This is a genomic window from Bacillus sp. FSL W8-1141, assembly GCF_038593205.1.
Classification (GTDB): domain Bacteria; phylum Bacillota; class Bacilli; order Bacillales; family Bacillaceae; genus Bacillus; species Bacillus altitudinis.
Map to the genome: position 1 here is coordinate 512,400 of NZ_CP151973.1, position 25,714 is coordinate 538,113.

Here is a 25,714-nt window from a genome sequence, read left to right on the forward strand (position 1 = left end):
TTTAGAAAGTTGGAATGGTATTCTGCTAGCATGAAACATTCTCGCTGCACTGACGTATAAGAAAAAGGAACTCCATGAAAGGAAGCGATCAAGTGAAAAGAATACCAGTGATTTTCCTCAGGTATATTGTCTTCTTTATTCCAGCAATCATTCTTAGTGTCTTGGTGTGGAACCATTACCAAGATGATTTGTCAGCAGGGAAAGCGACGCAATATGACGTCAAACAAATATTTACATTCGATGAAGGAAAACGAGTGGTGAGTGCTGTATCAAAAAACCAGCAGCTCCATTTTGCAATGTATGATCCTCAATCAGGAAAAAGAATCAGTGAATGGACCACGGAAAGCGATACGTTTAATGAAATGTTGCCATCCACTCAAGGTAACAACCTCTTACTTGCTTTAAAAAATAAAGACGAGCAGCTGTTGATCGAGAAACTGTCTCCAAGCGGAGCAAAGAAAGAACTCGTTAAGCAAAAATTACAGATTCCCTCATTTTTAAAAACGAATACATATCAATGGAATGGACGACTCTTGTTTACAGGAGAAAAGGAAGGCGCTGCTGCGGTCCTCGGTGAGCTAAAGAATGGTCAGTTTCATGTCCACAATCTCAACGAGCTGAAGCTGCCAGCAAGACCTGTTTCCATCGATGTCGTCATGAATTCTTTTAGAGGGCAGACCCCATTCCCTATGTTTGAATTGACTTTGAAAAATGACCAGAAGGCGTATGTCAGCGGAATCTCAAACGAGAAACATCAGCTTGGGGTCTATGTCTCCAAAAGTGCAGAACCGTTCAGCCTCATTGAAGATAAAGTCGTGCAGCAGCTGCAAAAAACGATCGGATCATCACAAAACGTTGCTGTCGCTGTCGAATCCACCTATCCAAAAAGACCAAGGAAAGTGAATGCAGAGGGAAGGCTTGGGGAAGTCGTCCCAACACCAAAACCGATTTACCAAACCTTTATCTACCAGCTGAATGAAGAAGAAGTTCTTCTTGCAGGCTCTACAGCAAAGGATGAAGCAAAAGGCAAGCTGACTGGTTATATTTATAATCATCGCACAAATAAGGCGACGTCTGCCAGCAAGCTTTTTCAGTCGTTGTCATATGAATCTTTACAAAAAGAAGATCTCTCTTTTCATAAAAATGTGAAGAGCGATTGGCTCTATTATTCACTTGGCAACCAATTAACGGGGGCATTTGAGGCGAAAAGCAAAAAGCTAAAGGAATTCCCTTTGCAAAAGGTCATCTCAATCGAAAATGCCAGTCCAGCCCACCAAACGTCTGTTGACACCTTTATGCAATATGTCATGAAGGGCGGACCGCTCATTCTCAACTGGGCGATATGGCTCTTTATCCCACTGCTGTTATTTGTGCTAGCGATCTTCCTGCCGCCGATTTTGAGACTGGTGAGAAAGAACAAGATAAAAGACAGTGTCACATTAGAAGCCAATATTGTATCTGTCAAAGAAACGGGTACCTACATCAATGAACAGCCGCTGGTCAACATGCAGCTTCAATTTCAATATGATGGGGAAAATATCGAGAAGGCGGTTAAAACGGTTGTATCCTATACTCAGATACCGCAACCGGATCAGCGTATCGCCATTCTCTACAATCCGAAAAAGAAAAAAGCAATGCTCTTAAAAGAGGGTGACTTCTCGCAGCCGAGCGAGCCAAAGTTCATCAAAGGCGCTATTTTAAGAAACATAGAATCATATGGAACCGTAGGACGAGGCACCGTCTTATCGCTTACATTTGAAGCAGATCAGAAAAGGTATACCATTCCGATGATTCAAGCCGCTGGTTTTGAGTTTAGAACAGGAGAAAAAGCTGATCTCGTTGACATCAGCGGTCAGTTGAAAATGGCAGCCTATGGGCATGAAGTGCGGAATCGTGCGGGGAAAGACGTGACATTAACAGGAACTATCCAACGGGTGAAGCAATATCCAGTCACAATTCATGATCAGAAGCCTATTATGCTGGATGTGACGGTTTCTAGCGGAGGTCAATCCATCACAAAAACGGTCAGTCAATTCATCCCTGACCATATGGAGGTCGAGCCAGGAACTCAAATCACGATGCAGACAAAACAAGAAGAGCTGGATAAAGAAATCAGTCTTATGCAAGAAGGAAGTGCAAAAGTGACCCATGTCACATTTTCCGGTGTCATCGGCAACCAGCCGTTAGCGATCATTCAGATTGAGAGAGATGGCGTGATGTATGAAGTGAAACAGCCAATCGATCCGATCACTAGCGTACTGCCAGGTGATGAATTATGGGTGGCATATCACGAAATGACACGTCAAGCAGCCATTGTGAAATATGCATCGATTTAAAAAATACGTCAGCGTGTAGAAAAAGGGCTAAAACGAATTTCGTTTTAGCCCTTTTGATTAAGCTTTTGTATCATACTGGCGAAGCACCTTATCATAGGCGAAGTTGCCGAAAGGAATGAATGCCGCAAAGAATCCGGCGATGGACCATTTCAAATGCCAGCGAACTTTAAATGTCACATATGCCAAAATGAGCATATAGATCACAAACAATGCGCCATGAAGAGAGCCCACAATGGTGACCGCCATCGGAATATCCGCAAAATATTTTAGAGGCATGGCAATTAAAAGAAGGGTTAAAAGAGACATACCCTCAATAAAACCCGCCTGTCGAAGACGGCTAATACTTGTATGCATATACAAATCCTCCTGTATAAAAGCTAGTTTCTCATCTTCTAATATAAACGAAAGATCGTCTGGACATGCGGAAATCTACGAAAAATTCAAAATATGTTCATGGAATGCTTAAAAAATGGGAAAAGTCCTTTACTCCTTGTTTGTTTCAGAGAGTACTTGCTTTAAGTGCATCACATCATGCAATAAATGCTCCGTCATTGCTTGAACGGCTTCTGTGGAGCGGCGCTTTTTTATTTTAGAATAGATGGCTGCATGCTCTCTTTGAATGGTTTCAGCACGAGCCCCGCCGCTAAAATGAAAGATGCGGCAATAGTGAATGAGTGCATTTACGTGATTCAATTGTTTGGATAAGCGGTCATTGTGACTCGCCAAAATGATTTTTTGGTGAAAGGCTTCATGTAACTGGACGATCTCTTTAGAGGGCAGCTGCTGCTTGATCGCTTCGTCCGCCTGCGTGAGAACCTGCTCAATTTCATCCATTTCTCTTTGCACGGCTTCCTTACAGGCAAGCTCAACAGCAAGTGTTTCTAAAGCTACCCGAATTTGATAAAGCTCCTCGACATCTTTTTCTGTTAACGTATAGACGGAATAGCCTGATCGATGATCCGCAATTAAGAGCTCGTCTTTTTCTAACAGCCTCATCGCCTCTCTTACCGGTGATCGGCTTACGCCAAATTGTTTGGCAAGCTGTGTTTCATTGATGCGCTCTCCTGGCTGAAACTGGCCATCAAAAATCATTTGCTTCAGCTGTTCATAAAATTGCATGTGATACGGTGTTGGTCTTTCCATCTCGAATGAATTCATGCCATCATTCCCTCTTTAATACATCATCTTTTGTCTCATGTTATCCAAGTTTTTCCCTCTAGGCAAGCCTGCATCAAAAAGTCAATATCGTACAATCCAAGAGAAAAGGGGTGTGCTACACTTATGATCAGTTCAGCGAAAAGAGGGATCGACATGAACACACAAGAGGAACGAACTGTACATTTTGATCAAGACTTACAAATAGAGGCATATCGCTTTCATGGCATCATGCAAAAGTTCCCGAATCATTTTCATACATATTATGTGATTGGATTTATTGAAGACGGTCAAAGACGTTTGGTCTGCCAAAATCAAGAATACATCATTGAAAAAGGTGATATCCTTCTTTTTAATCCGTATGATAATCACGCATGTGAACAAATTGATCACAGGACACTCGATTATCGCTGCTTAAATATTGAAGCAGGTGTGCTAGAGAAGGTCTTTCAGCACAAACCGCATTTTAAAGCCCCTGTGTTTTTACAAAGTGAACTAACAAAGCCATTATATGATCTACATCAAATGATCACAGAAGAAGCTCCTGCTTTGAATAAACAGGAAACCTTCTATTTCTTTATGAAACAATTGATTGAAGCCTATGCTGATACCTCAGAGGAAAAAGCATCAGCCACACGTGCCAACGAACAAAAAGTCCGAGACGTACAGCAATATATCGAAACACACCTCACGGAAAATATATCGTTAGATGACTTAGGCGAGCTTGTGTCCATGAACAAATATTCATTGCTGCGTGCTTTTACAAAGTTTAGAGGCATCACGCCGTATCGTTATTTACAGACAGTCAGAGTGAACTTTGCGAAGGAGCTTCTCGCCCAAGGAGTGAAGCCTGTAGATGCGGCTGCCTCCGCTGGATTTTCTGATCAAAGTCATTTGAGTCATTTCTTTTCAGAATTTATTGGGCTCACGCCAGGGCAGTATCAGCAAATTTTTGTAAAGCAGGTAACAGCTGATGAAAAATAAACAGCTGCTCGGTCATTTAGCGGCCATGTTCACCATTTTTTTATGGGGATCTACCTTTATCTCTACCAAAATATTATTAACGGCTTTTTCTCCAACAGAGATTTTATTTTTCCGTTTTTTTATAGGGTACTTGGCTCTGATGATCATCTATCCGTTTACGATGAAGGTGCAAAGTAAAAAGCATGAAGGGATGTTTGCGCTGGCAGGTTTATGCGGTGTGGTCTTATATTACTTTTTAGAAAATGTCGCACTTACTTATACGTTCGCTTCGAATGCAGGTGTCATCAGCTCCGTTGTCCCATTCTTCTCTTTTTTATTGGCTTATTTTTTATTAAAAGATGAGCCGCTGCACAGCCGGTTTTTCATAGGCTTTTTCATCGCGATGACGGGAATCGTGCTGATTAGCATGAATGGAATGACGACGTTTCAATTGAATCCACTCGGTGATGCCTTAGCATTAACAGCAACCATCGTCTGGGCATTCTATTCCATTTTATCGAAGATGATCAACCAATATGGCTACCATATCATTCAGGTAACAAGGCGTGTCTTCTTTTACGGACTGCTATGGATGATTCCACTGATCTGGCATTTTAAGGTTCGTTTAGACTGGGAGCGGTTGACCAATCCATCGTTTGCCTTCCACTTGCTGTTTTTAGGCGTCTTTGCATCTGCTATTTGTTTTCTGACATGGAGCTTTTCCGTGAAGACGATCGGTGTGGTGAAATCAAGTATGTATATTTATGGAGTGCCTATTATCACGATGATCATTTCAATGATCGTTCTTCACGAGAGCTTGACCTTCATGTCTGGGCTTGGAACAGCACTGACCTTAGGAGGTTTGCTGCTTTCAGATAAAAAAAGTGCGGGAAGAAAGAAACAGAAGCCCCATGTGCTGATGCAGGATAAAAAGGCGCTTTGATCAAAAAAAGCGTCTTTTGTCCATTGTAAGAACACGCACTCTTTAGTAAACTCAAATGAAACGGTCGACGGTCGACCGATAACAAAGGGGGAAAAATCAATGAAGCATGTTTCAATTGCAGCGATACCAGGTGACGGGGTTGGAAAGGAAGTTGTGCCTGAAGCTATTCGAGTTTTGAAAGCGGTATCAGATGTGCATGGCGGTCTGTCTTTCACCTTTCAGGACTTTCCGTGGAGCTGTGAGTATTATTTAGAGCATGGCGAAATGATGCCAAAGGATGGATTGGAACAACTAAAAGCCTTTGACAGCATTTTCTTAGGAGCAGTCGGAGATGCCAATTTAGTGCCGGATCATGTATCACTTTGGGGATTGCTCATTAAAATTAGACGTGAATTTGAGCAGGTGATCAACGTTAGACCTGCAAAACAGCTGAGCGGCATTCGCTCCCCGCTTGCTCACCCAAAGGATTTCGATCTTCTTGTTGTAAGAGAAAACGGTGAAGGTGAATATAGTGAAATTGGAGGCCGCATCTATCAAGGGGAAGATCAGCTTGCCATTCAAAATGCTGTTTTCTCAAGAAAAGGGACAGAACGAGCCATGCGTTTTGCCTTTCAATTAGCAGAAAAGAGACGAAAGCATGTGACAAGTGCAACCAAATCGAATGGAATCGTTCATACAATGCCATTTTGGGATGAAGTGTTTCAAGACGTAGCCAAGGATTATCCAAAGGTGACAGCAGACTCGCAGCACATTGATGCGCTTTCAGCCTTCTTTGTGACAAGACCTGAGAAATTCGATGTAATTGTTGCCAGTAATTTATTTGGCGATATTTTAACTGATCTTGGGGCAGCCATTATGGGAGGTATTGGCGTGGCGCCTGCTGCCAACATCAATGTAAATGGCAAATATCCATCAATGTTTGAGCCTGTACATGGGTCAGCCCCAGACATTGCAGGAAAAGGAATCGCCAACCCAATCGGTCAAATTTGGACCGCTAAACTCATGCTTGATCATTTCGGAGAGGAAGAACTCGGTACACACCTGCTCGAAATCATCGAGTCAGTCACAGCAGACGGCTTTTTAACGGCAGACATCGGCGGGGCTTATCGAACACAAGAAATCACAAACGAAATCATCAAGCGCTTGAAGAAATAATCCGTCATTAGAACCGCATCTCCACGTCTGCTATAATAAAAGGATGGATAGAAGAAAGAGATGTGAAATTTCGTGTCAAAAACAGTTGTATTAGCAGAGAAACCTTCGGTAGGACGTGACCTTGCACGTGTGCTGAAGTGTCATAAAAAAGGAAATGGTTTTTTAGAAGGTGATCAATACATTGTCACGTGGGCGCTTGGCCATTTGGTCACACTGGCTGATCCAGAAGGCTACGGGAAAGAATTTCAATCCTGGCGCCTAGAGGATTTACCAATTATTCCAGAACCACTCAAGCTTGTCGTGATGAAAAAGACAGGGAAGCAGTTCCAAGCGGTCAAAGCGCAGCTGGCGAGAAAAGATGTAAAAGACATTGTCATCGCAACAGATGCTGGACGTGAAGGGGAGCTTGTGGCAAGGTGGATTCTTGAAAAAGCACATGTGAAAAAGCCTCTAAAACGTTTATGGATTTCGTCTGTTACAGACAAAGCCATTCAAGAAGGGTTCAAACGATTAAAAGACGGCAGAGAGTATGACAACTTGTACCGCTCTGCGGTGGCGCGTGCAGAGGCAGACTGGATTGTAGGGATCAACGCAACAAGAGCGCTGACAACGAAGTTCAATGCGCAGTTATCCTGTGGACGTGTGCAAACGCCAACGATTGCTATGATCGCCAAGCGAGAGGAAGACATTCAGCAATTCCAGCCGAAGCCGTTCTTTGGGCTGACTGCACAAGTAGACGGACTGACGCTGACTTGGCAGGATGCAAAGACAAAACAAAACCGTACATTCCAAGAAGATGTAGTGAAGGAGCGCTTGGCAGCCTGTAAAGGAAAACCTGCAGTGATTGATGCACTGAAAAAAACAGCGAAAAAAGCCTTTGCTCCAGGGTTGTATGACCTGACAGAATTGCAGCGTGATGCCCATAAACGCTACGGTTTTTCAGCAAAAGAAACACTGTCTACACTTCAGCGTCTGTATGAGCAGCATAAGCTCGTCACGTACCCGCGTACGGATTCACGTTTCATTTCGGCAGATATCGTGCCTACATTAAAAGATCGACTCAAAGGAATGAACGTTAGACCTTACGCGCAGCATGTGAATCGCATTTTACAATCAGGCATTAAAGCACATAAAGGATTCGTCAACGATGCCAAAGTGTCAGATCACCATGCGATCATTCCAACCGAGGAAGAGCTGTATCCAGGTGCATTAAGCGATAAAGAGCGTAAATTATATGACCTGATTGCCAAGCGATTCCTCGCTGTACTGATGACCCCTTTTGAATATGAGGAAACAACAGTGATCGCCAAGATCGGCAGTGAGACGTTCACAGCGAAAGGAAAAATTGTGCAATCAGCCGGCTGGAAAGCCGTGTACGATGATTCCTATGAAGACGAGGAATCAGCCGAAGCAGATCAGCACTTGCCGGCATTAACAGAGGGGCAGTCACTTGACGTACGCCAATTAAAAGAGACAAAAGGCGAAACGAAACCTCCTGCTCGTTTTAACGAAGCGACCCTTTTATCTGCCATGGAGAACCCGTCTGCATTTATGGAGAACAAGGAAAAAGACTTAGTGAAAACCCTTGGCGAAACGGGTGGATTGGGGACAGTGGCAACTAGAGCTGATATCATTGAGAAACTATTTAACAGCTTCTTAATTGAGAAAAAAGGCAAAGACATCTTCATCACATCGAAAGGGAAGCAGCTTCTTTCTTTAGTACCTGAAGATTTAAAGTCACCTGCGTTAACAGCGGAATGGGAACAAAAGCTGTCTAAAATTGCGAAAGGCCAATTGAAAGCTTCTCAATTCATGAGTGAAATGAAGTCATATGCAAAACAAGCCGTATCTGAAATCAAACAAACGAACCAAACCTTTAAGCATGACAACATGACAGGCACACATTGCCCTGACTGCGGAAAACTCATGTTAAAAGTGAACGGGAAAAACGGCACCATGCTTGTTTGTCAGGATAGAGAATGCGGACATCGAAAAAATGTGGCAAAGAAAACAAATGCACGCTGCCCGAACTGTCATAAAAAGCTTGAGCTACGAGGAGAAGGTGATGGCAAAATATTTGCCTGTGTTTGTGGTCATAGAGAGAAATTGTCTGTTTTCGAAAAGCGCAAATCACAATCCAATCAAAAACGAGCCAGTAAGCACGATGTGTCTAAATATATGAAGAAACAAAAGAAAGTGGAAGAACCAATCAATAACGCACTTGCAGAACAATTGAAGAAACTAAAATTAGATCAATAGTTGTGTAAAAACCCATGTGAATTCGCATGGGTTTTTTGTTTGTTCGAGTATTTTGACATGTTGTTTTTCTGTAAATGGGAATATGTAAGCGAAAAGACTCGTAATTTGGTATAAAATATTTATTTTCATTTAAACAGAAACGCTCTATAATAAATCGTTAGATGCTTAGAGAGAACAAGGATTGAAAGGGGACACGAATGGATACACCCATATATCGTACGTCTATCGCTATACTTATTGTCATTTTACTAGGCGGATGTACCTGGAAACAGCAGCAACATTCAGCTCAACCAGAACCTGCAAAGCCAGTATTGTCAGGAGAGTACTTTATGACTCACCACTTAATGACAGATCAAGGCATGATCCGGACCTCGCTTGCGGAGCAGCCTACTTACTTATCAGAATCGCTCGGACTTTGGATGGATTATCTTGTTAGAAAAAAAGATCAAACATCTTTTGATCAACAGGTAGACGTCCTGCGCACTCAATTTTTACTGGAACATAATCTTCTTAGCTGGCAAATCGAATCTCATCAAAAAAGCAAAGTCAATGCTTTAGTTGATGACTTACGTGTAGTAACAGCACTTCAAAAAGCAGATCAATTGTGGCAGAAGTCAGTGTATCAAACCACAGCCAAAAAAATCGCCAAAGCGTTAAAAGACAAAAACATGTTCAAGGGTATGTTGACCGACTATTATGATGCATCGACAAAGCAAACTTCACATACAATCACACTTTCATATCTTGACCCAAAAGCAATCAAAGAACTAGTATCCCTCCACCTATTCACAGAACAAATGATGAACAACCAATTGGCCATTCTAAAAAATGCACCGAGACAAAAAGGATTTTTTCCAAAATCCTATGACATAGCGAAGAAAGTCTACTCGTTTGATCAGGAAATCAACTTGATCGACCAGCTTTATACGGCTCTTTATGCCGAACGTGCACAGGTTGATACAACAGTCATCATGAAATGGCTGAAAACCAACTTCCAAAAGGAAGGAAAACTGTATGGACGATATAAACTGAGCACATTAAAGCCAGCAGTGACGTATGAATCACCTTCGGTCTATGCACTGGTGATCTTATATGCACTCAAACAAGGAGAAGATGATTTTGCAAAAGACGTCTATCACCGAATGAAAGAGCTGCAAATCCAAGATCCTCTCAAGCCTTATTACGGAGGCTACATGAACGAAAAAGATACACACTCATTTGATAATTTATTGCCTCTAATTGCAGAAAGGGAGCTTCTAAATGAAAAGGTTATTCAGTAACACCTATCGCACGTATTATACGGTGCTCCTCATGTTTGCGGGACTCATTTTATTTATGGGCTACTTGAATGGACGTGATGCGGAGAGTGTCATGATCATCACACTCACATTTGTCGTGATAGGATGCGGCATTTTATTTGGTATTTTGCCAGCATTGGTTTTTACTTTGTTGATTTTGTTCTTTATAGGAAGCGGGATGTTCTTTACAGAGCTTGGTCACACAAATTCCCTCTTTTCTCATCAAACGTTGCAAGATGTCGTGATATGGGGCGTGGCGCTTCTCTTTTTTGCTATTTCTGCTGGAAACGTGCATGAGCGAATAAAAACGATGCGTTACACCATTGAACAACAAAAGAGGGCCATCAAACAATTTGTAGCGATTGACTCAACCACAGGCTTTGACAATGCAGAGCGGATGAGGCTCGAATTGTCTGAGGAAATGAAACGAGCAGAACGATACAAACAGCCATTCGTCTTTATCCTTCTTCATATGCACTACTCAGCTGAATTCAAAACATTATATGGAGAAAAAGAAATGCAGCATCTTTTCCAGCAACTCAGTATGAAGATACGCGAAAGTGTGAGAGAAACCGATAAGAAATTTCGATTATCCGAAGAACGAATCGGGCTGCTGCTCACTCACACACCTGCAGAAAACGTCTCGATCGTTCTTGAAAAGCTAAAGGATAAACTGCAAACGCATGTCCTGCTAAATGGTCGTGAAGTGACCTTAACCTTTCATGTTTGTCATTTAACAAGCAGCTCGGATTATCGGACACCAGAGCAATTTTTAGAAGAACTAGAAAACGAGATGATGATGAATGAACTTTAATGTTTTGACGAAATGTTGTTTGTTAATCGTTCTTTTCTCTATGCTTTCGATCAAAGACAGTACATCAGCCGGTGCACTTGAGAAAGAGTCAAGGACCCTCATCGTCTATTCCACACAATCAGGTGAGACAACGCCATCTGTTCATATGCTTGATGTACTTGTGGGGCATTTTTCCACACGAACGACCATTTTATCTGATGAACAAATCACTGAAAAGAACCTCAATGACTCTCAGCTAGTTATCTATATAGGTGAAGAAAAGAGAACGTTGAAAGCACAAACAATTCGTCTTATAAACGAATCAAAACGCTTAATCGCAATAGGATACAATGCGGAACAGCTTCGTCCATTCTCCAAGCTTACTTTTCACAAACAAGATCACATCAGTCAAATCAAAGATACTGATGATCAAGAATACCGTCAGTTAGAGAGAGGAATCACAGCTCAGACGGTTCAAGGGACAGATCTGCAACGTAAATTCTTATTGAAGAAAAATCAAGCTGAACAGCCATTTGTGATTCAAACAAAAGAAGGTGCGGCATATGTCGGAATGCTAAATATCCTTCAGCACGACAAGCTGCTTGCAGAGGTGCTGGAAAGTCTCCTGCCGGCTTCTAATCAAACGACGACAAAGTACTTACAGATTGGGAAGATTAACCCCGTCACGGAGGAGAAGAAGTTACTTGAACTTGGACGATACGTAACAGCTCGCCATATCCCTTTTCTGCTGGCGGTGACCCCTATATGGATTGATCCAGCAACAGGGGATGAAGTGACGCTCAGTGACCGGCCTAAACTTGTCCACGTGTTAACACAATTGCAAAGCAATGGAGCAAGTGTCGTTCTTCACGGGTTTAGCCGTACGTATCGAACGGAGGAGTCGGGTAAAGGCTTTGAATTCTGGGATGTCAAGTACGATCAGCCCGTTACGTCAAATGAACCAGAGAAAGCTAATCAACAGCTGAACAAAAGCTTTTTTCCAAATGAAAAAGATTTTAATGCGTATAACACATCCAATCAACATCAAGAAGCCATCTATACAGAAGAAAAGCTGACAAAAGGCATTGAACTGCTTGCGCAGCAGGGATTATATCCTCTTGCATTTGAAGTGCCAAATGACGCCATTTCCCTGCAAGGCTATGAAGTGATTTCCCGCCATGTGTCCAGTCTATTTGGACAGGTGCAGCTCTCAGACCGTACATGGAAAACAAGAAGTGCATCACCATTTTTGTCGACACCCGCCATGCTTCATGGCATGACTTTATATCCTGAACAGTCTATAGATACAGCGTCTGACCAAGAAGGTGCAAACATACTGACTGAGCAAACAATTCAATCCTTGCAGCATATCCAATCCGCCGCCATTGGGCTGTCCTATGATGTGGAAGCGGGGATAGATGGGCTGCAAGATGTAATCACACAAATGGATGCGATCCCTTCTAGTGAATGGCTAGATTTAAAGAAAACAAAACAGACTGTTCAAACTCAGAATGTCCAGATCAAAACAACAGGAAATGGACAGATTCAAATAGAGCAATCCAATATAGCTGAACCAAAAACAAACAAACGAAGCGGGATGGAAAATATGCTTCGAATACTCACAGTGGTGGTGCTGCTCTTTATTGTGGCATTTGCTTTTTACACATTGTATTTAAGGCTGACGATGAAAAAACGGATCTTTAAGGAGAGAAAATCAGGTGGCTGATATCTTATTTTACCTATCATTAATACTGATTTGGATCATGCTCCTATATCATATGTTTCTGATGCAGGGAGGCTTTCAGCACTATTTAACTTACGAAAAAGTGCTGCCTAAATGGACGAAACAAGGGAAAGATCTGCCGACGGTCAGCATTCTCATTCCAGCACATAATGAAGAAGTGGTCATTCGGCAGACGCTAAAAGCCATGGTCCAGTTATCCTATCCCAAACACCTTCTTGAAATCATTGTGATTAATGACAATTCCTCTGATCGTACAGGGGAGATTGTGCAATCATTTAGTGAGCAATACGATCATGTCCATATGATTGAAACAAAGCCGCCATTTGCAGGGAAGGGGAAATCTACTGCACTGAATGAAGGCTTGAAGGCTTCGACAGGAGACGTTATTTGTGTATACGATGCAGATAATATGCCTGAAAAGAAAGCCGTCTACCATTTGGTTCTTGGATTATTGAATGATCCTAAAGCAGGTGCTGTTGTCGGGAAATTCAGGGTCATCAATGCAGCCAAAAACCTCCTTACAAAATTCATTAACATAGAAACGATCTGCTTCCAGTGGATGGCGCAAGGCGGGAGATGGAAATGGTTTGGCATTGCGACGATACCAGGCACCAACTTTGCGATCCGCCGGCACATTTTAGAAGAGCTTGGCGGCTGGGATGTCCATGCACTAGCTGAAGACACTGAATTAACAATTCGTGTGTATAATCTGGGCTATGTGATTCGGTTCTTTCCTGCTGCGATTACATGGGAACAAGAGCCTGAAACATGGAAAGTCTGGTGGCGGCAGAGAACACGCTGGGCTAGAGGCAACCAATATGTTGTGCTCAAATTTTTAAGGCAATTTATGAAATTAAAACGAAAACGAATGATTTTCGATTTATTTTATTTTTTCTTTACGTATTTCTTATTTTTCTTTGGTGTACTGCTCTCCAACAGCATTTTTATCGTAAACTTATTCGTTGATCTTCACTTATCTGTGGGAGCTGTGGCACTCATCCTATGGGGGTTAGCCTTCTTCCTCTTTTTAACAGAAGTGATGATTACGTTAAGCATAGAGAAAACAGAGCTGACCAAACAAAACATTCTCATTGTCGTTCTCATGTACTTTACCTATTCCCAAGTATGGATTGCGCTTGTTGTGTACTCCTTATGTGTAGAGGTGAAAAGCCGATTATTGAAACAAGAAGTGAAATGGTACAAAACCGAGCGTTACAATCAACAACAAAAGAAAAGCGGGTGACATATTGAAATCGTTAAAATGGTTGATTTATATATTAGGATTATCCTTAGCGATCCAGCCTTTTTTCATGGCAGGTCAAGCAATGGCGCAATCCAACCGAGTTCAAGTCAAAGATGATTGGGTTCAATCTTCAAAAGAAAGCAAAACAAAAACGCAGCATCTATCAGAAGACGTAGTGACCTTATATGGACAAGAAGACCGCACTGATTTTACCTATCAAGTGGATCAGGAAAAAACAGAGTCAAGCACATTGACGTTAAATATAGAGACTTCACCATTATTGATTTCACCTTCCTCATTCACTGTTATGATTGATGGAGAGATCGAAAAGACCATCCCTGTATCAGGGAAAAACCAGAAGAAATCGATTCAAATCAAGTTGAACAAAGCACAATTGAAAAAAGGTACTCACCGCATTCAGGTCACCTTTTATGGTGTTTTAAAAGAAGGCGTGTGTATCAACCAAGAGACACCTGCTAATTGGCTAAAAGTGTATCCTGAAAGTGAACTTACATTCAAAGGAATCCAGACAAAAGATTTCACATTAGATAGCTTTCCATCACCTTTTATTCAAACAGGTGATCAGAAAGAACAGACAGACATTGTAATTCCTAATTCACCGGATGCAGCTGAATTAGAAGCAGCCATCAAAGTATATCGTACGTTGAAAAACAAAGATCGCCAAAAAGAGATCAAACTGATCCAAGAAAAGGACATCAAGCAAGTGGCTCACCCAACGATTGCTGTGGGAGCTATAGGAAGCTGGGATGGACGGATGAAAACGATTGAACAAGCTGCAGGAATTAAAACGAAAAGTAGTCATCTTACGTTAGCGATGAGAACTTTGACAGCAAAGAAAACAAGACAGCCCATTTTATTAGTGACAGCGGAAAAGCCTGTGACAATCGCTGAAAAAATCAATGTTCTAACTCAGTCAGAATTAACGGATCAACTGACTGGAACAGACCTGCTGCTTCAAAAGGCTGCAGCTCAAACGTCTAAACCATCTCACAAGATTCCTTTGAAAGATTTTGGCGGAGATGATGTCACGGTTGGGACCAACAAGACGGCATCCGACCACTACTATTATCCGAAAGCGCTACTGGCTAACCAAAAATCAGGTGCAAAGCTCAATCTTTCATTCAAAAAATCTGATACAGCTGCAAGCAAAACAGAACGGTTAACTGTTATGATCAATGACGAACCGCACGACGTACCATTAACAAAACTAGGCAGTAAAGATGCGAATGGATTCTATCATGTCTCGATTCCAGTAGATTCAAAGATACTTCAAAAAAATGAATATATTGATTTGCAATTTGTCACAAGTGGTTTTAAAAACATGGAATCTTGCAGACATACGGATGAAGAAGGCTGGATATTCATTGACAAAGACAGCTCTCTTCAAATACCAGAAGGAACAACGAGTGAAAAGCCAGATTTAGCCGCATGGCCGCTCCCGTTCACTTCGAAAAATACATTGATCATCATACCAGATCAAATCAAACGTGAAACAATCAATCAAATGGCCATGTTGACGGAATCTTTTAGTCAGCCAGAAGTAGCTCAATATCATTTAATGAAAGCTTCTCAAGTGACAAATGAACAATTGAAAAATCACCCTCTCATTTTCATCGGAGGCATTCAAACATTCTCTCTTCTGAAAGAAAAAGCAGCCGATCTCGTTGTTCCGGTGAAAAAGGATCAGTATGATGTATCTTCTTTCGGCATGATCAACGAAACAACGGCTCGAATTGTATGGACGCAGCCATCTGTTTGGAATAAAGAACAGACAATGACAGTCTTTTCAGGAATGACTGCAGCTGAAGCTAACGTGTCAAATGAAGTAATGCAATTTCTTCAAACAAATACAGAAAAAGCAACAGTTGCAATAGAGAGTAAAAACAAAGGCGTGTTTACTAATCATCAATCCGTCAGTAGCACATCGAGCAGTCTGAAAACAAGTGAAAAACAAAGCAGTAGCGAGTCTTGGATTTACTTTGCGTGTATCGCTGCACTCATCCTTTTGGTGCTTGTGATGATTGTCTATTTCGTACGAAAAAACCGTAAAAAGACTGAGTTCTAAACGATCAAAAGACCTTGAAAAAATCTCTTTACTTTGGTGTCAAACGGGAGTATGATCTCTTTTATAAAAGACCAATCGCTGAATCATTTCGATGAGCGGGGGAACCAATTGTGGTGGTATAAAACACCACGTGGGGTGAATCCTTTTAAGGTAGGGCAAAATCTCATGCGCCCGAATCCGTCAGCTAACCTCGTAAGCGTTAAAGAGAGCAAAGACCAACCTGTGATCTAAACAATAGGCACAGGGGCATTCTATTGCCTCTGTGTCTTTTTGGCGATCCCAATTTTGTAACTCAAATCGTTTGACACTAAAGGAGCGGGCATCACATGTACAGTTTGATGAAGCGTATTTTAATTGGTAAACCATTAAAATCACAGGCAGCAGGAGAACAAAAACTATCAAAAATCAAAGCTTTGGCATTATTGTCATCAGACGCATTGTCGTCAGTCGCATACGGTACAGAACAAATCTTAATTGTTCTATCAGTTGTCAGTGCGGCAGCGTTTTGGTACTCACTCCCGATTGCAGGTTGTGTATTAATTCTTTTAATGGCGTTAATTCTATCTTACCGCCAGATTATTTATGCTTATCCAGAAGGCGGCGGGGCGTATGTCGTCTCCAGCAGAAACTTAGGTGAAAAACCAGGGCTGGTTGCTGGTGGATCATTACTCGTCGATTACATTTTAACCGTAGCAGTGAGTATTTCTGCTGGGACCGATGCAATCACATCGGCTTTTCCAGCTCTATATCCATATCATGTCATGATCTCAATCGTATTAGTCCTAGTGATTATGGTGTTAAACCTTCGCGGACTGACAGAGTCGGCATCTATTTTGGCTTATCCTGTGTACCTATTTGTCTTTTCATTGCTCATTTTAATTGGGGTGGGCGGTTTTAAACTATTAACAGGGCAAGTGCCGCCAGCACCTGAACATACAGCATTTGGCACACATGTATCAGGCATCACGTTATTTCTTTTATTAAAGGCATTTTCGTCTGGCTGTTCTGCTTTAACTGGTGTTGAAGCGATTTCTAATACAATTCCATCCTTTAAAAAACCAGCTGCACAAAATGCAGCGAGAACTTTATTGATGATGGGGGGATTACTGGCCGTTCTATTTGTAGGAGTGACATTGCTTGCGTTTGGTTTTGGCATCTCGCCAAAGCCAGAAGAAACGGTTGTGTCACAGATTGCATCAGACACTTTTGGACGGACATTTTTCTACTATGTCATTCAAGCTGTCACAGCTTTAATTTTAATATTAGCGGCAAACACAGGTTTTTCAGCTTTTCCATTATTGGCTGTCAACTTAGCAAAGGATAAATATATGCCGCGCATGTTTACAGTGAGAGGAGATCGGCTCGGTTATTCCAATGGTATTATCTTTTTAGGTGTAGCTTCTATGCTGCTTATTTGGTTATTTGATGGGAAAACGGAACACCTCATTCCACTTTATGCTGTCGGTGTGTTTATTCCATTTACCTTGTCTCAGACAGGTATGTGTGTAAAGTGGATTCGTGAAAAACCACAGGGATGGAAAGTGAAAATGCCTATCAATATCGTAGGAGCACTTATTTCATTTACGGTTTTCATGATTCTCATTTTGACCAAGTTCCATCTTGTATGGCCGGTATTTGTTTTCATGCCAATTGTTCTATTTATTTTTTATTCTATTAAGAAACATTATCTGTCTGTTGGAGAACAATTACGTTTATTGAATGAAACCGAGCCTGTCGAAATCAAAGGGAATGTGGTCATCGTCCCAATAGCAGGTGTCACACGTGTCGTCGAACAATCTGTTCAATATGCAAAATCCTTATCAGACCAGGTCATAGCGGTTCATGTATCGTTTGATAAAGAGAAAGACAAGAAAATTGAAGCTGATTGGGAAAAGCTGAATAGTGATGTGCGTCTTGTGATTTTACATTCGTCTTATCGAAGTCTCATTCACCCGCTTGATAAGTTTCTTGAAACGATTGAAGCGAAAGCAAATGCGCATCAATATAGAGTGATGGTACTCGTCCCTCAATTTATTCCGAAAAAAAGATGGCACACCATTTTGCATAATCAATCTGCTTTCTTATTAAGGTTCCGTTTATTATGGAAACGGGATATTGTTGTCGCCACTCTTCCATATCACTTTAAAAAGTAACAAGAGCAAGTTGAAACGTTTGATCAAAAGGGTGCGGTGGTATGGAGTAAGAAAAAAGGAGTTTTCTCACATGCCGCAAAGAACCGCAGGAAAAGAAGTAACAGCGCTACTGGAAGAGTGGGGCGTGAAACATATTTATGGAATGCCCGGCGACAGTATTAACGAATTAATCGAAGAACTAAGGCATGAATCAAGCAAAATTCAATTTATACAAACAAGACATGAAGAAGTGGCAGCACTTTCAGCAGCAGCTGATGCGAAACTAACAGGCAAACTTGGTGTTTGTTTATCAATTGCTGGGCCAGGTGCTGTCCACTTATTAAATGGACTATACGATGCAAAAGCGGATGGTGCACCTGTATTAGCGATTGCAGGGCAGGTTGCCTCAACTGAAGTAGGCAGAGATGCATTTCAAGAAATCAAATTAGAGCGGATGTTTGACGATGTTGCTGTCTTTAATCAGCAAGTACAAACAGCAGAAGCTCTGCCTGACTTATTGAATCAAGCCATCAAAGCTGCTTATACCCATAAAGGGGTGGCGGTTCTCACTGTCTCAGATGATTTATTTTCTCAGAAAATTAAGCGGAGTCCCGTTTATACATCACCTCTTTATGTAGAGGGAGATGTGCGGCCGAAGAAAGATCAACTGCTAAAGGCTGCTCAACTCATTAACAATGCGAAGAAGCCAGTCATCTTAGCAGGAAAAGGATTAAGAAATGCTAAAGAAGAACTTCTTTCGTTTGCAGAAAAGGCAGCTGCACCGATCGTCATTACACTTCCAGCAAAAGGTGTTGTTCCAGACAGGCATCCATACTTTTTAGGGAACCTAGGTCAGATCGGGACGAAGCCTGCATATGAAGCGATGGAAGAGTGCGATTTATTAATCATGCTTGGAACCTCCTTCCCATATAGGGATTACTTACCGGAAGACACACCTGCCATTCAATTGGATATCAAACCGGATCAGATCGGTAAAAGATATCCAGTAGAAGTGGGGATTGTAAGTGACAGTAAGACTGGTCTTCATGAACTAACCTCTTATATTGAATATAAAGAGCAGCGCGGTTTCCTTGAAGCTTGTACAGAGCATATGATGAAGTGGCGAGAAGAAATGGATAAGGAAAAATCTATTGCCACATCACCGCTTAAACCGCAGCAAGTCATCGCTAGATTAGAAGAAGCGGTCGATGATGATGCCATTCTTTCAGTTGATGTCGGTAATGTGACGGTATGGATGGCACGTCATTTCGAAATGAAGCAGCAGGATTTCATTATTTCCAGCTGGCTTGCCACAATGGGCTGTGGGTTACCTGGCGCAATATCAGCTAAATTAAACGAACCAAACCGCCAAGCCATTGCTGTCTGTGGTGACGGAGGCTTCACAATGGTGATGCAAGATTTTGTGACGGCGGTAAAATATAAACTGCCAATTGTCGTTGTGATCTTAAACAACAACAATCTTGGTATGATTGAATATGAACAACAGGTAAAAGGCAACATCAACTATGGTATAGAGCTGGAAGATATTGATTTTGCAAAATTTGCAGAAGCATGCGGTGGTAAAGGAATCTCGGTGTCATCACATGAAGAACTAGCACCAGCCTTTGATCAAGCACTTCAAGCTGAGAAACCTGTGATTATTGATGTTGCGGTGACCAATGAACCACCGTTACCTGGTAAAATCACGTACACACAAGCAGCAGGCTTTAGTAAATATTTATTGAAAAAATTCTTTGAAAAAGGTGAGCTGGATATCCCTCCACTCAAGAAAAGCCTTAAACGCTTTTTCTAAACAGCAGGTAGTCGGTCTTCTAATTAGAAGACTGACTTTTTTTGTTGAATAGGTAAAATCATTTCAATTGTCACTTGTTTTCTTCTATATAAAAATATACAGACTGGATTTTTTGCAACTTAAAGCCTATTTTTCCAATTCGGTGAGAAAGGTAAAATAGACTTTATGATCAATAATGGAGGGAGTGGCTTAATCTGGGCAAGATACTTGATGCAAAAGCACTAACCAGTGCCATGGATACAAGGGCAAAACACTATCAGGAACTCCGCGAACAAATGATAGATTTAAAAAAGGCATTACAAGGTGTTGCTAATCTCGGTGACGACTTCACTGGAAAAGGTGCCGATAACATTAAAAGCTTCTACAAAGAACTCGCCGGAAATGTGGACATGTTTATTAGCTTCATTGATAAACAAAAAGCCTTTCATGAAGGTGTTTCTGGGACACTTGATGATACAAATTTTGGCGGCGACACCTTTGTTGAAGAACACTTTTTAGACAATGCCGTTCATATGGGCATCAAAAACGCCAAAAGCATTGTAAAAGATCAAAAAAAGGCACTCAAAACCATTTTTCAAGATATAGATGACCTCATTTCACTAGAGGTATTTGATAGCCAAACTTTTGATGAAAAAATAGAAGATGCGGAATACGAGCGAAAAAAGACAGTGAAAGACCTAAGAGAACTTGATCAAAATCTAAAAGATGAATATGCTTTGTCAGAGACGGAGCAGCAGGCTACAATGGCATTGTACGCAGAAATGATCAATGCCACAAATAACAGAAAGTCCATTTCGCCTATGAATTTTGACAAGAAAGCGTATCAAAATAGCGAAATCTACAAGGCAAAAAGCGATATTGAGAAGCAAACTTCTGAATATCTAAAAATCAAAAAAGATCAAGAAGAAGCTCGCAAGATCGCAAAGGAACAAGAAGCGCTCGCCAACCGTCCGTGGTATGAAAAAGCTCTTGATTACGGAGGAAATATCGTCAATGAACTGACAGGCGTGAACGATGCAAAACGTGCCGCAACAGGTGTCGATCCGATCACAGGTGAAGAACTTACCGCAGGCCAGCGAGTCGCCGCAGGCGGCATGGCAGCAGCAGGATACATCCCGATTGTCGGCTGGGCAGGACGTATTTTCAAAGGCGGAAAAGCCGTCTATAAAACGACTCAAGCCACGTCCGCCGCAGTCAGAGCGGTCGACATTTACAAGACATCACAGAAGTCTTTCGATGCGTTGAAAACATCACAAAAAGGCTTATATGGACTCACCGCGACCAACGGCTTCAGCGAAGCGATTACGGGTCGAGACATGTTTGGAAATAAAGTCTCGAAAGAACAACAGGAAGCGAGTATGAATACGGCGCTTACAATGCTTTTACCGTTTGGATCGAAAGGTTTTCGTGGGAAGATGGGGATTAAGAGTACGAGTGAACTTAAGCATCCGGTTTTAGATAATCCAAGAGTAGGTAGTGCATTAAAAGATGATTTTTATCATAGATTTAATGATATTATTGACAACTATGCAGTTCATTCTAAAAGATTTGATTTGCCGAATAGAAGAGGACATATGGATTCGTTGTATCAAATTGAGGGATCAATGGTTAAGTATGAGACAAAGTTTGTAAAAATTAAGAATAATGCACCTGAAATGATACAGTCGAAAGAGATAAGAAATGGCGTGTTTGAATGGGTTGTAGATCCAACAACTAACAAAGTAACCCATAGAACTTTTATACCTGACGGCAAAGTTACAGGAAAAATAAATCAATGGGGGAAATAAAAAATTGTATAAAATTGAAATAATCAAGAAAAGTGGATTTGAATGTAATTGGGCTACGTTGTTTATTGGTAGACAGTATAATTTAATTCCTGCCTTAGAAGTAACAAACTATGCAGTGGAATATCTAGAAAATAACCCTCATGATGATAACGAGCTCATTCTTGAATTAGCGTGGGAACAAGAAGAAGTAAAGGTAGATGATATACTTGAAAGCATAATCTCTGATAATTCTTCGGAAGACATGACGAGAGAATATCATAAGTGGCTATATAGTATTATGAAAGAAGCGTATACTCACTCAACTGATGATACCATCTTTGAAGAAATTGAACATATTTTCTCAGTCTTTCACACGCCCGAAAATATGTATGTTTTTTTTAGAGAAGTATCAGACGCATTTTATTATCCCCATGATTCACAAAAAACAATGAAAGAACTTGTAGAAGAGTTTTTAGAAAATGAAAAACAATTGATTTTAAATAAGTAGAGAACTTAAAGAAAACGATGGATAAATAAGCCATCGTTTTTTCGTACATAAGATTGTTTGTCTAATGACCTTTCTCTTGAGCATAGGGATTTTCATGCAATTGCAGAAGTCCTTTGGTGATTGAATTCTACGTGGAATGTTATATATAGGATCATTTTATAAAATTTTGAAAGAAACGGTGAAAACATAGATTGACAATAAAATAAGTATCATATCCGAGAAATTTGAAAATAAAAATATGGGTGAACTCGTAGAAGGAATTACGATTATCATAGATAGAAAATTTCACCTTGATTTTTCTGATAAAATCAAGGTTTTTTAAACTGTAAATTCACTTTCATACCAAATCACCCCACACATAATTGGGAATCATATGTTAAACTAACCCAATCACCACAAAAAAAGGGGAAATAAACCATGCTATGGATTTTCACACAAAACGAACAAAGTTTCGTTAATGTTCACGAAGTCACAGTAACCGGTAAAAAGATTGAAGGGTTTATCGCTGGCAGTGATTCTTGGGTCAAGACGCTCGGCAAGTATGACTCAAGCGATCGAGCGTCAGAGATCCTTCAAGACATTGTGAAAGTAATTGAAAAAAACCCAAATGGTACGATGACCTATCGAATGCCTCAGCAGTAAAAAAAGAAACCACCTTTCCATCGCGAAAAGGTGGTTTTGTTTATGAAGGTGTTTTGGTAAAGGCTAAAAATAACGGGATGCCTGTGCCGACAAGTGTAGTGGCGAATAGGAACATACCGCAAATGAATAGAAAATGACTGGCTGAAAAGACGAGTGCCAGAATGAGAAACACGATGCTGAGTCCTGCCATGCTATATGATGGAACAAAGCGGCGTTTGTATGTGGCTTTCTTTGTTAGGAATGAGAAGAAAATGCCAAATAATAAAGGGACAATCCATAAGTAAAATAAAATAATAAGAGACATACATCATACCTCGATTTTTTCCTTCTATTTTATCAGATGCCAATCACAACGGATACTACAAAGCTTCACTTTGTAAAATAGTTCATGCAATCGACACAATTAAGTGGGCTGATTGATCGAATTCGTTTTTTGTTTCATATATTCAGGCTGTAAAAGTGCGTACACACAGTGATCGGCAAAGTGGTCGCCTAGCCATTCACATTGTCTTAATATGCCTTCAAGTGAAAAAGATAAACGCTCTGCGATGCGTCTGCTTTTTTGATTATCAACAGCGGCCCTTATTTCAATGCGATGCAGACCGCACTCTTCAAATAAATAGTGAATGACCGCTTTGCATGCTTTTGTCATGATGCCTTTTCCTTGATAGCCTTCCCCGAGCCAATAGCCAATGGAAACCGTCCGATTAATCCAATGAATTTGGTGGGTGCCAATGATACCAACGAGTTCTCCATGTGACCAGATTCCAGCCTGAAAACCATTGTTTTGCAAAGCTTGCTGCATGGCACCTTGAATAAACGCCATGCTGTCTTCTTCTGTCTGCGTCGAATCGACCCATAGCATCCATTCACGTAAGTGCTCTCTTGAGCGTTGGATGAGCAGATACAGACTTCTCGCGTCTCTTGGTTCAAGCAGCCGCATGGATAGATCTTGATCCTGATAAAAAAACATGTGATCACATCCTCTCAAGGGAAATTCTACCACAACCCGATATAAAAGACAGCATGATCACTGTCTTTTACATAAACGTATCCACAATTAAAAACAGATTCAGTGCGACAACAAGAGCTGCTATCACCCAAGATATTCCGGTCACCCAGCGAGCATTCGTCAAATCGCCCATAATTCGTTTTTTACTTGTAAACAAAATGAGCGGAATTAAAGCAAACGCAATTCCAAAGGATAAGACCACTTGACTCATCACAAGCGCAGATGTCGGATTGACCCCAGATGCAATGATCGCAATAGGGGGAATGATGGTAATTAGCCGGCGGACATACAGCGGAATTCGGTACTGAATAAAACCTTGCATAATAATATCGCCTGACAGTGTACCGACAGAAGAACTGGAAAGTCCGGCTACAAGCAGACCTACACCAAATAAGATCGCTGATACAGGACCTGCGAGAGTTCCAAAATGCTGAAATGCTACATCTAAATCCTCAACAAAAAGACCATTTTTAAAAAATAAAGCAGCTGCTACAATCAACATGCTGGCATTGATGGCGCCAGCAACTACCATCGCAATGAGGATGTCTAAAAACTCAAAACGAAAAATCAGCTTTTTCTCTTTTTCCGTTCTGCCGACGACTCTTCTTTGCGTTAAGGCTGAATGGAGATAGATCGCATGCGGCATCACCGTAGCGCCTAAAATACCAGCGGCAAGCAGTACGCTGTCTGTCCCTTCAAACCTTGGAATGAACAGTCCACCGGCGACACTTGCAAGATCAGGTTTGGCGACAAAGGTTTGTACAGCGAAAGCAATCACGACAACAAACAGCATACCGGTAATTCCTGCTTCTAATGCTCGATAACCTCGTCTTTGGAGCTCTAAAATGGCAAAAGAACCGATCGCTGCAATAATCGATGCTTCAAGCAGCGGGATACGAAAGAGTAAGTATAAACCAAGGGCAGCCCCGATAAATTCGGCTAAATCTGTGGCGATAATGACGAGTTCGCCCTGAATCCATAAACCGATCGAGACTGGTTTTGGAAACTCTTCTCGAGCAATTTCAGGTAAATTTTTCCCTGTTGCGATTCCAAGCTTTGCAGACAAAGACTGGATGAGTAAGGCCATGAGATTGGATATGAGAATGACCCATAACAGAAGGTAGCCATATTTCGAGCCAGCGGCAATGTTGGTCGCAAAGTTTCCTGGATCAATATAGGCAATGGCTGCGATAAAAGCAGGTCCGAGAAAAGGAAGGAGCCTTCTAAATCCCTTCACCTTTCCTTCAAGTGCACGCTCCGCTGCCACTGACATGTGGGCCTGTGCCTCGATGTATTTGTTTGTCATATGTCATCACCTAGATTCTACAAAGTTTTGCTTTGGCACAAAAAGTTTCCTCGATGCAATTTTTAATCATCATATGCCCATCTTCATGAAAAGTCAACTATCTGAACTAATAGGTTTGTTTATCATATGTAAGTGAAAAAAATAGATACCTTGTCAATCAACACATAAAAAACACCGCCTCTTATCTTAGGCGGTGCATCCTCTGCTTCCTCTTCTTTTGTATCGTTTTTTAAGAAACCCTTGATCCAACGCTGCGGAAGATCAAGCTTAAAATAATGACGAAAATGGCTGCTCCTAAGATCGCTGGAATGATCGCAAATCCTGCCAGACTAGGACCCCACGTTCCAAGTAATCCATGACCAATCCAAGCACCTGCAAGCCCAGCAATCATTGAACCGATCCAGCCTCCTGGTACACTGCCTCCAGCTAGTGCACTCCCAATGAGACCAATGACAATCGCCACAACTAATGAAATCAGAAATCCTAACATGTTGATCACTCCTCTTTTGTTTGTTTACTAAGCAATAACCGTTTTAAAAGAGATTAAAACCTTTCGGAAC

The 25,714-nt window shown here is 41.3% G+C and carries 21 protein-coding genes and 1 riboswitch; of the genes, 15 read left to right on the top strand and 6 right to left on the bottom strand.

The genetic code is table 11. The features are described 5' to 3' along the window. The first annotated feature begins 92 nt into the window (after positions 1-92). Positions 93-2,336: a hypothetical protein gene (locus NSQ52_RS02475; protein WP_342473885.1), complete on the top strand. Its 2,244-nt coding sequence runs from the start codon at positions 93-95 to the stop codon at positions 2,334-2,336. A gap of 57 nt (positions 2,337-2,393) precedes the next feature. Here the strand turns inward: NSQ52_RS02475 and NSQ52_RS02480 are convergent, their stop codons facing one another. Next, positions 2,394-2,690: a DUF3817 domain-containing protein gene (locus tag NSQ52_RS02480; protein ID WP_008347156.1), complete on the bottom strand. Its 297-nt coding sequence runs from the start codon at positions 2,688-2,690 to the stop codon at positions 2,394-2,396. Between the two features lie 129 nt (positions 2,691-2,819). Beyond that, the gene (locus tag NSQ52_RS02485; RefSeq protein WP_045035043.1) at positions 2,820-3,494 is read right to left on the bottom strand and encodes a GntR family transcriptional regulator; all 675 of its coding nucleotides are present in this window, start codon (positions 3,492-3,494) and stop codon (positions 2,820-2,822) included. A gap of 153 nt (positions 3,495-3,647) precedes the next feature. Between NSQ52_RS02485 and NSQ52_RS02490 the strand changes: the two genes are divergently transcribed. From NSQ52_RS02490 to NSQ52_RS02555, 14 genes are all read left to right on the top strand, one after another. After that, a complete protein-coding gene (locus tag NSQ52_RS02490) occupies positions 3,648-4,475 on the top strand; it encodes an AraC family transcriptional regulator (protein WP_058336831.1) in 828 nt (275 codons plus the stop codon). Continuing rightward, positions 4,465-5,397: a DMT family transporter gene (locus tag NSQ52_RS02495; RefSeq protein WP_058336789.1), complete on the top strand. Its 933-nt coding sequence runs from the start codon at positions 4,465-4,467 to the stop codon at positions 5,395-5,397. Before NSQ52_RS02490 ends, NSQ52_RS02495 begins: the two co-directional genes overlap by 11 nt. Positions 5,398-5,496: 99 nt before the next feature. Further along, the gene (locus NSQ52_RS02500) at positions 5,497-6,552 is read left to right on the top strand and encodes a tartrate dehydrogenase (protein WP_045035033.1); all 1,056 of its coding nucleotides are present in this window, start codon (positions 5,497-5,499) and stop codon (positions 6,550-6,552) included. A 72-nt stretch (positions 6,553-6,624) separates the two neighbouring features. After that, positions 6,625-8,811 (top strand): DNA topoisomerase III, encoded by a 2,187-nt coding sequence (locus NSQ52_RS02505; RefSeq protein WP_041091165.1) that lies wholly within the window; start codon positions 6,625-6,627, stop codon positions 8,809-8,811. Positions 8,812-9,008: 197 nt separating this feature from the next. After that, positions 9,009-10,091, top strand: coding sequence for a glycosyl hydrolase family 8 (locus tag NSQ52_RS02510; RefSeq protein WP_342473886.1), 1,083 nt, complete (start codon positions 9,009-9,011; stop codon positions 10,089-10,091). Beyond that, the gene (locus NSQ52_RS02515; RefSeq protein ID WP_144679562.1) at positions 10,072-10,923 is read left to right on the top strand and encodes a GGDEF domain-containing protein; all 852 of its coding nucleotides are present in this window, start codon (positions 10,072-10,074) and stop codon (positions 10,921-10,923) included. The genes NSQ52_RS02510 and NSQ52_RS02515 overlap by 20 nt, the downstream gene beginning before the upstream one ends. Then, the gene (locus tag NSQ52_RS02520) at positions 10,913-12,628 is read left to right on the top strand and encodes a DUF2334 domain-containing protein (RefSeq protein WP_342473887.1); all 1,716 of its coding nucleotides are present in this window, start codon (positions 10,913-10,915) and stop codon (positions 12,626-12,628) included. The genes NSQ52_RS02515 and NSQ52_RS02520 overlap by 11 nt, the downstream gene beginning before the upstream one ends. Next, positions 12,621-13,889 carry a glycosyltransferase gene (locus NSQ52_RS02525; RefSeq protein WP_024720234.1) on the top strand — a complete coding sequence of 423 codons (1,269 nt, stop codon included), beginning with the start codon at positions 12,621-12,623 and terminating at the stop codon, positions 13,887-13,889. The genes NSQ52_RS02520 and NSQ52_RS02525 overlap by 8 nt, the downstream gene beginning before the upstream one ends. Positions 13,890-13,893: 4 nt before the next feature. Then, entirely contained in the window at positions 13,894-15,975 is a 2,082-nt protein-coding gene (locus tag NSQ52_RS02530) for a cellulose biosynthesis cyclic di-GMP-binding regulatory protein BcsB (RefSeq protein ID WP_342473888.1), read from the top strand. A 66-nt stretch (positions 15,976-16,041) separates the two neighbouring features. Next, positions 16,042-16,189, top strand: a riboswitch (cyclic di-AMP (ydaO/yuaA leader). A 112-nt stretch (positions 16,190-16,301) separates the two neighbouring features. Then, complete coding sequence (locus NSQ52_RS02535) at positions 16,302-18,128, top strand: APC family permease (RefSeq protein ID WP_035703793.1); 1,827 nt, start codon at positions 16,302-16,304, stop codon at positions 18,126-18,128. A gap of 70 nt (positions 18,129-18,198) precedes the next feature. Next, complete coding sequence (locus tag NSQ52_RS02540) at positions 18,199-19,920, top strand: pyruvate oxidase (protein WP_019743133.1); 1,722 nt, start codon at positions 18,199-18,201, stop codon at positions 19,918-19,920. A gap of 194 nt (positions 19,921-20,114) precedes the next feature. Next, positions 20,115-21,707 carry a T7SS effector LXG polymorphic toxin gene (locus tag NSQ52_RS02545; RefSeq protein ID WP_342474103.1) on the top strand — a complete coding sequence of 531 codons (1,593 nt, stop codon included), beginning with the start codon at positions 20,115-20,117 and terminating at the stop codon, positions 21,705-21,707. A gap of 4 nt (positions 21,708-21,711) precedes the next feature. Continuing rightward, a complete protein-coding gene (locus NSQ52_RS02550; protein ID WP_041507159.1) occupies positions 21,712-22,194 on the top strand; it encodes a DUF2247 family protein in 483 nt (160 codons plus the stop codon). A gap of 417 nt (positions 22,195-22,611) precedes the next feature. Continuing rightward, positions 22,612-22,836, top strand: a complete 225-nt coding sequence (locus NSQ52_RS02555) for a hypothetical protein (protein ID WP_024720475.1) — start codon at positions 22,612-22,614, stop codon at positions 22,834-22,836. 40 nt (positions 22,837-22,876) lie between these two features. Here NSQ52_RS02555 and NSQ52_RS02560 read toward each other — a convergent pair whose 3' ends face one another. The 4 genes from NSQ52_RS02560 to NSQ52_RS02575 form a co-directional block, all read right to left on the bottom strand. After that, positions 22,877-23,140 (bottom strand): hypothetical protein, encoded by a 264-nt coding sequence (locus NSQ52_RS02560; protein ID WP_008346966.1) that lies wholly within the window; start codon positions 23,138-23,140, stop codon positions 22,877-22,879. Between the two features lie 99 nt (positions 23,141-23,239). Beyond that, positions 23,240-23,809: a GNAT family protein gene (locus NSQ52_RS02565; RefSeq protein WP_008346964.1), complete on the bottom strand. Its 570-nt coding sequence runs from the start codon at positions 23,807-23,809 to the stop codon at positions 23,240-23,242. A 67-nt stretch (positions 23,810-23,876) separates the two neighbouring features. Next, the gene (locus NSQ52_RS02570; RefSeq protein WP_008346963.1) at positions 23,877-25,154 is read right to left on the bottom strand and encodes an Nramp family divalent metal transporter; all 1,278 of its coding nucleotides are present in this window, start codon (positions 25,152-25,154) and stop codon (positions 23,877-23,879) included. A gap of 229 nt (positions 25,155-25,383) precedes the next feature. Beyond that, entirely contained in the window at positions 25,384-25,644 is a 261-nt protein-coding gene (locus NSQ52_RS02575; protein WP_003214275.1) for a GlsB/YeaQ/YmgE family stress response membrane protein, read from the bottom strand. Between the last annotated feature and the right edge of the window lie 70 nt (positions 25,645-25,714).

Coding starts and splice junctions, on each gene's coding strand:
- NSQ52_RS02570 (WP_008346963.1), bottom strand. CDS start 25,154: ATGACAAACAAATACATCGAGGCACAGGCCCACATGTCAGTGGCAGCG.
- NSQ52_RS02560 (WP_008346966.1), bottom strand. CDS start 23,140: ATGTCTCTTATTATTTTATTTTACTTATGGATTGTCCCTTTATTATTT.
- NSQ52_RS02520 (WP_342473887.1), top strand. CDS start 10,913: ATGAACTTTAATGTTTTGACGAAATGTTGTTTGTTAATCGTTCTTTTC.
- NSQ52_RS02480 (WP_008347156.1), bottom strand. CDS start 2,690: ATGCATACAAGTATTAGCCGTCTTCGACAGGCGGGTTTTATTGAGGGT.
- NSQ52_RS02515 (WP_144679562.1), top strand. CDS start 10,072: ATGAAAAGGTTATTCAGTAACACCTATCGCACGTATTATACGGTGCTC.
- NSQ52_RS02555 (WP_024720475.1), top strand. CDS start 22,612: ATGCTATGGATTTTCACACAAAACGAACAAAGTTTCGTTAATGTTCAC.
- NSQ52_RS02535 (WP_035703793.1), top strand. CDS start 16,302: ATGTACAGTTTGATGAAGCGTATTTTAATTGGTAAACCATTAAAATCA.
- NSQ52_RS02495 (WP_058336789.1), top strand. CDS start 4,465: ATGAAAAATAAACAGCTGCTCGGTCATTTAGCGGCCATGTTCACCATT.
- NSQ52_RS02485 (WP_045035043.1), bottom strand. CDS start 3,494: ATGAATTCATTCGAGATGGAAAGACCAACACCGTATCACATGCAATTT.
- NSQ52_RS02490 (WP_058336831.1), top strand. CDS start 3,648: ATGAACACACAAGAGGAACGAACTGTACATTTTGATCAAGACTTACAA.
- NSQ52_RS02540 (WP_019743133.1), top strand. CDS start 18,199: ATGCCGCAAAGAACCGCAGGAAAAGAAGTAACAGCGCTACTGGAAGAG.
- NSQ52_RS02565 (WP_008346964.1), bottom strand. CDS start 23,809: ATGTTTTTTTATCAGGATCAAGATCTATCCATGCGGCTGCTTGAACCA.
- NSQ52_RS02500 (WP_045035033.1), top strand. CDS start 5,497: ATGAAGCATGTTTCAATTGCAGCGATACCAGGTGACGGGGTTGGAAAG.
- NSQ52_RS02510 (WP_342473886.1), top strand. CDS start 9,009: ATGGATACACCCATATATCGTACGTCTATCGCTATACTTATTGTCATT.
- NSQ52_RS02575 (WP_003214275.1), bottom strand. CDS start 25,644: ATGTTAGGATTTCTGATTTCATTAGTTGTGGCGATTGTCATTGGTCTC.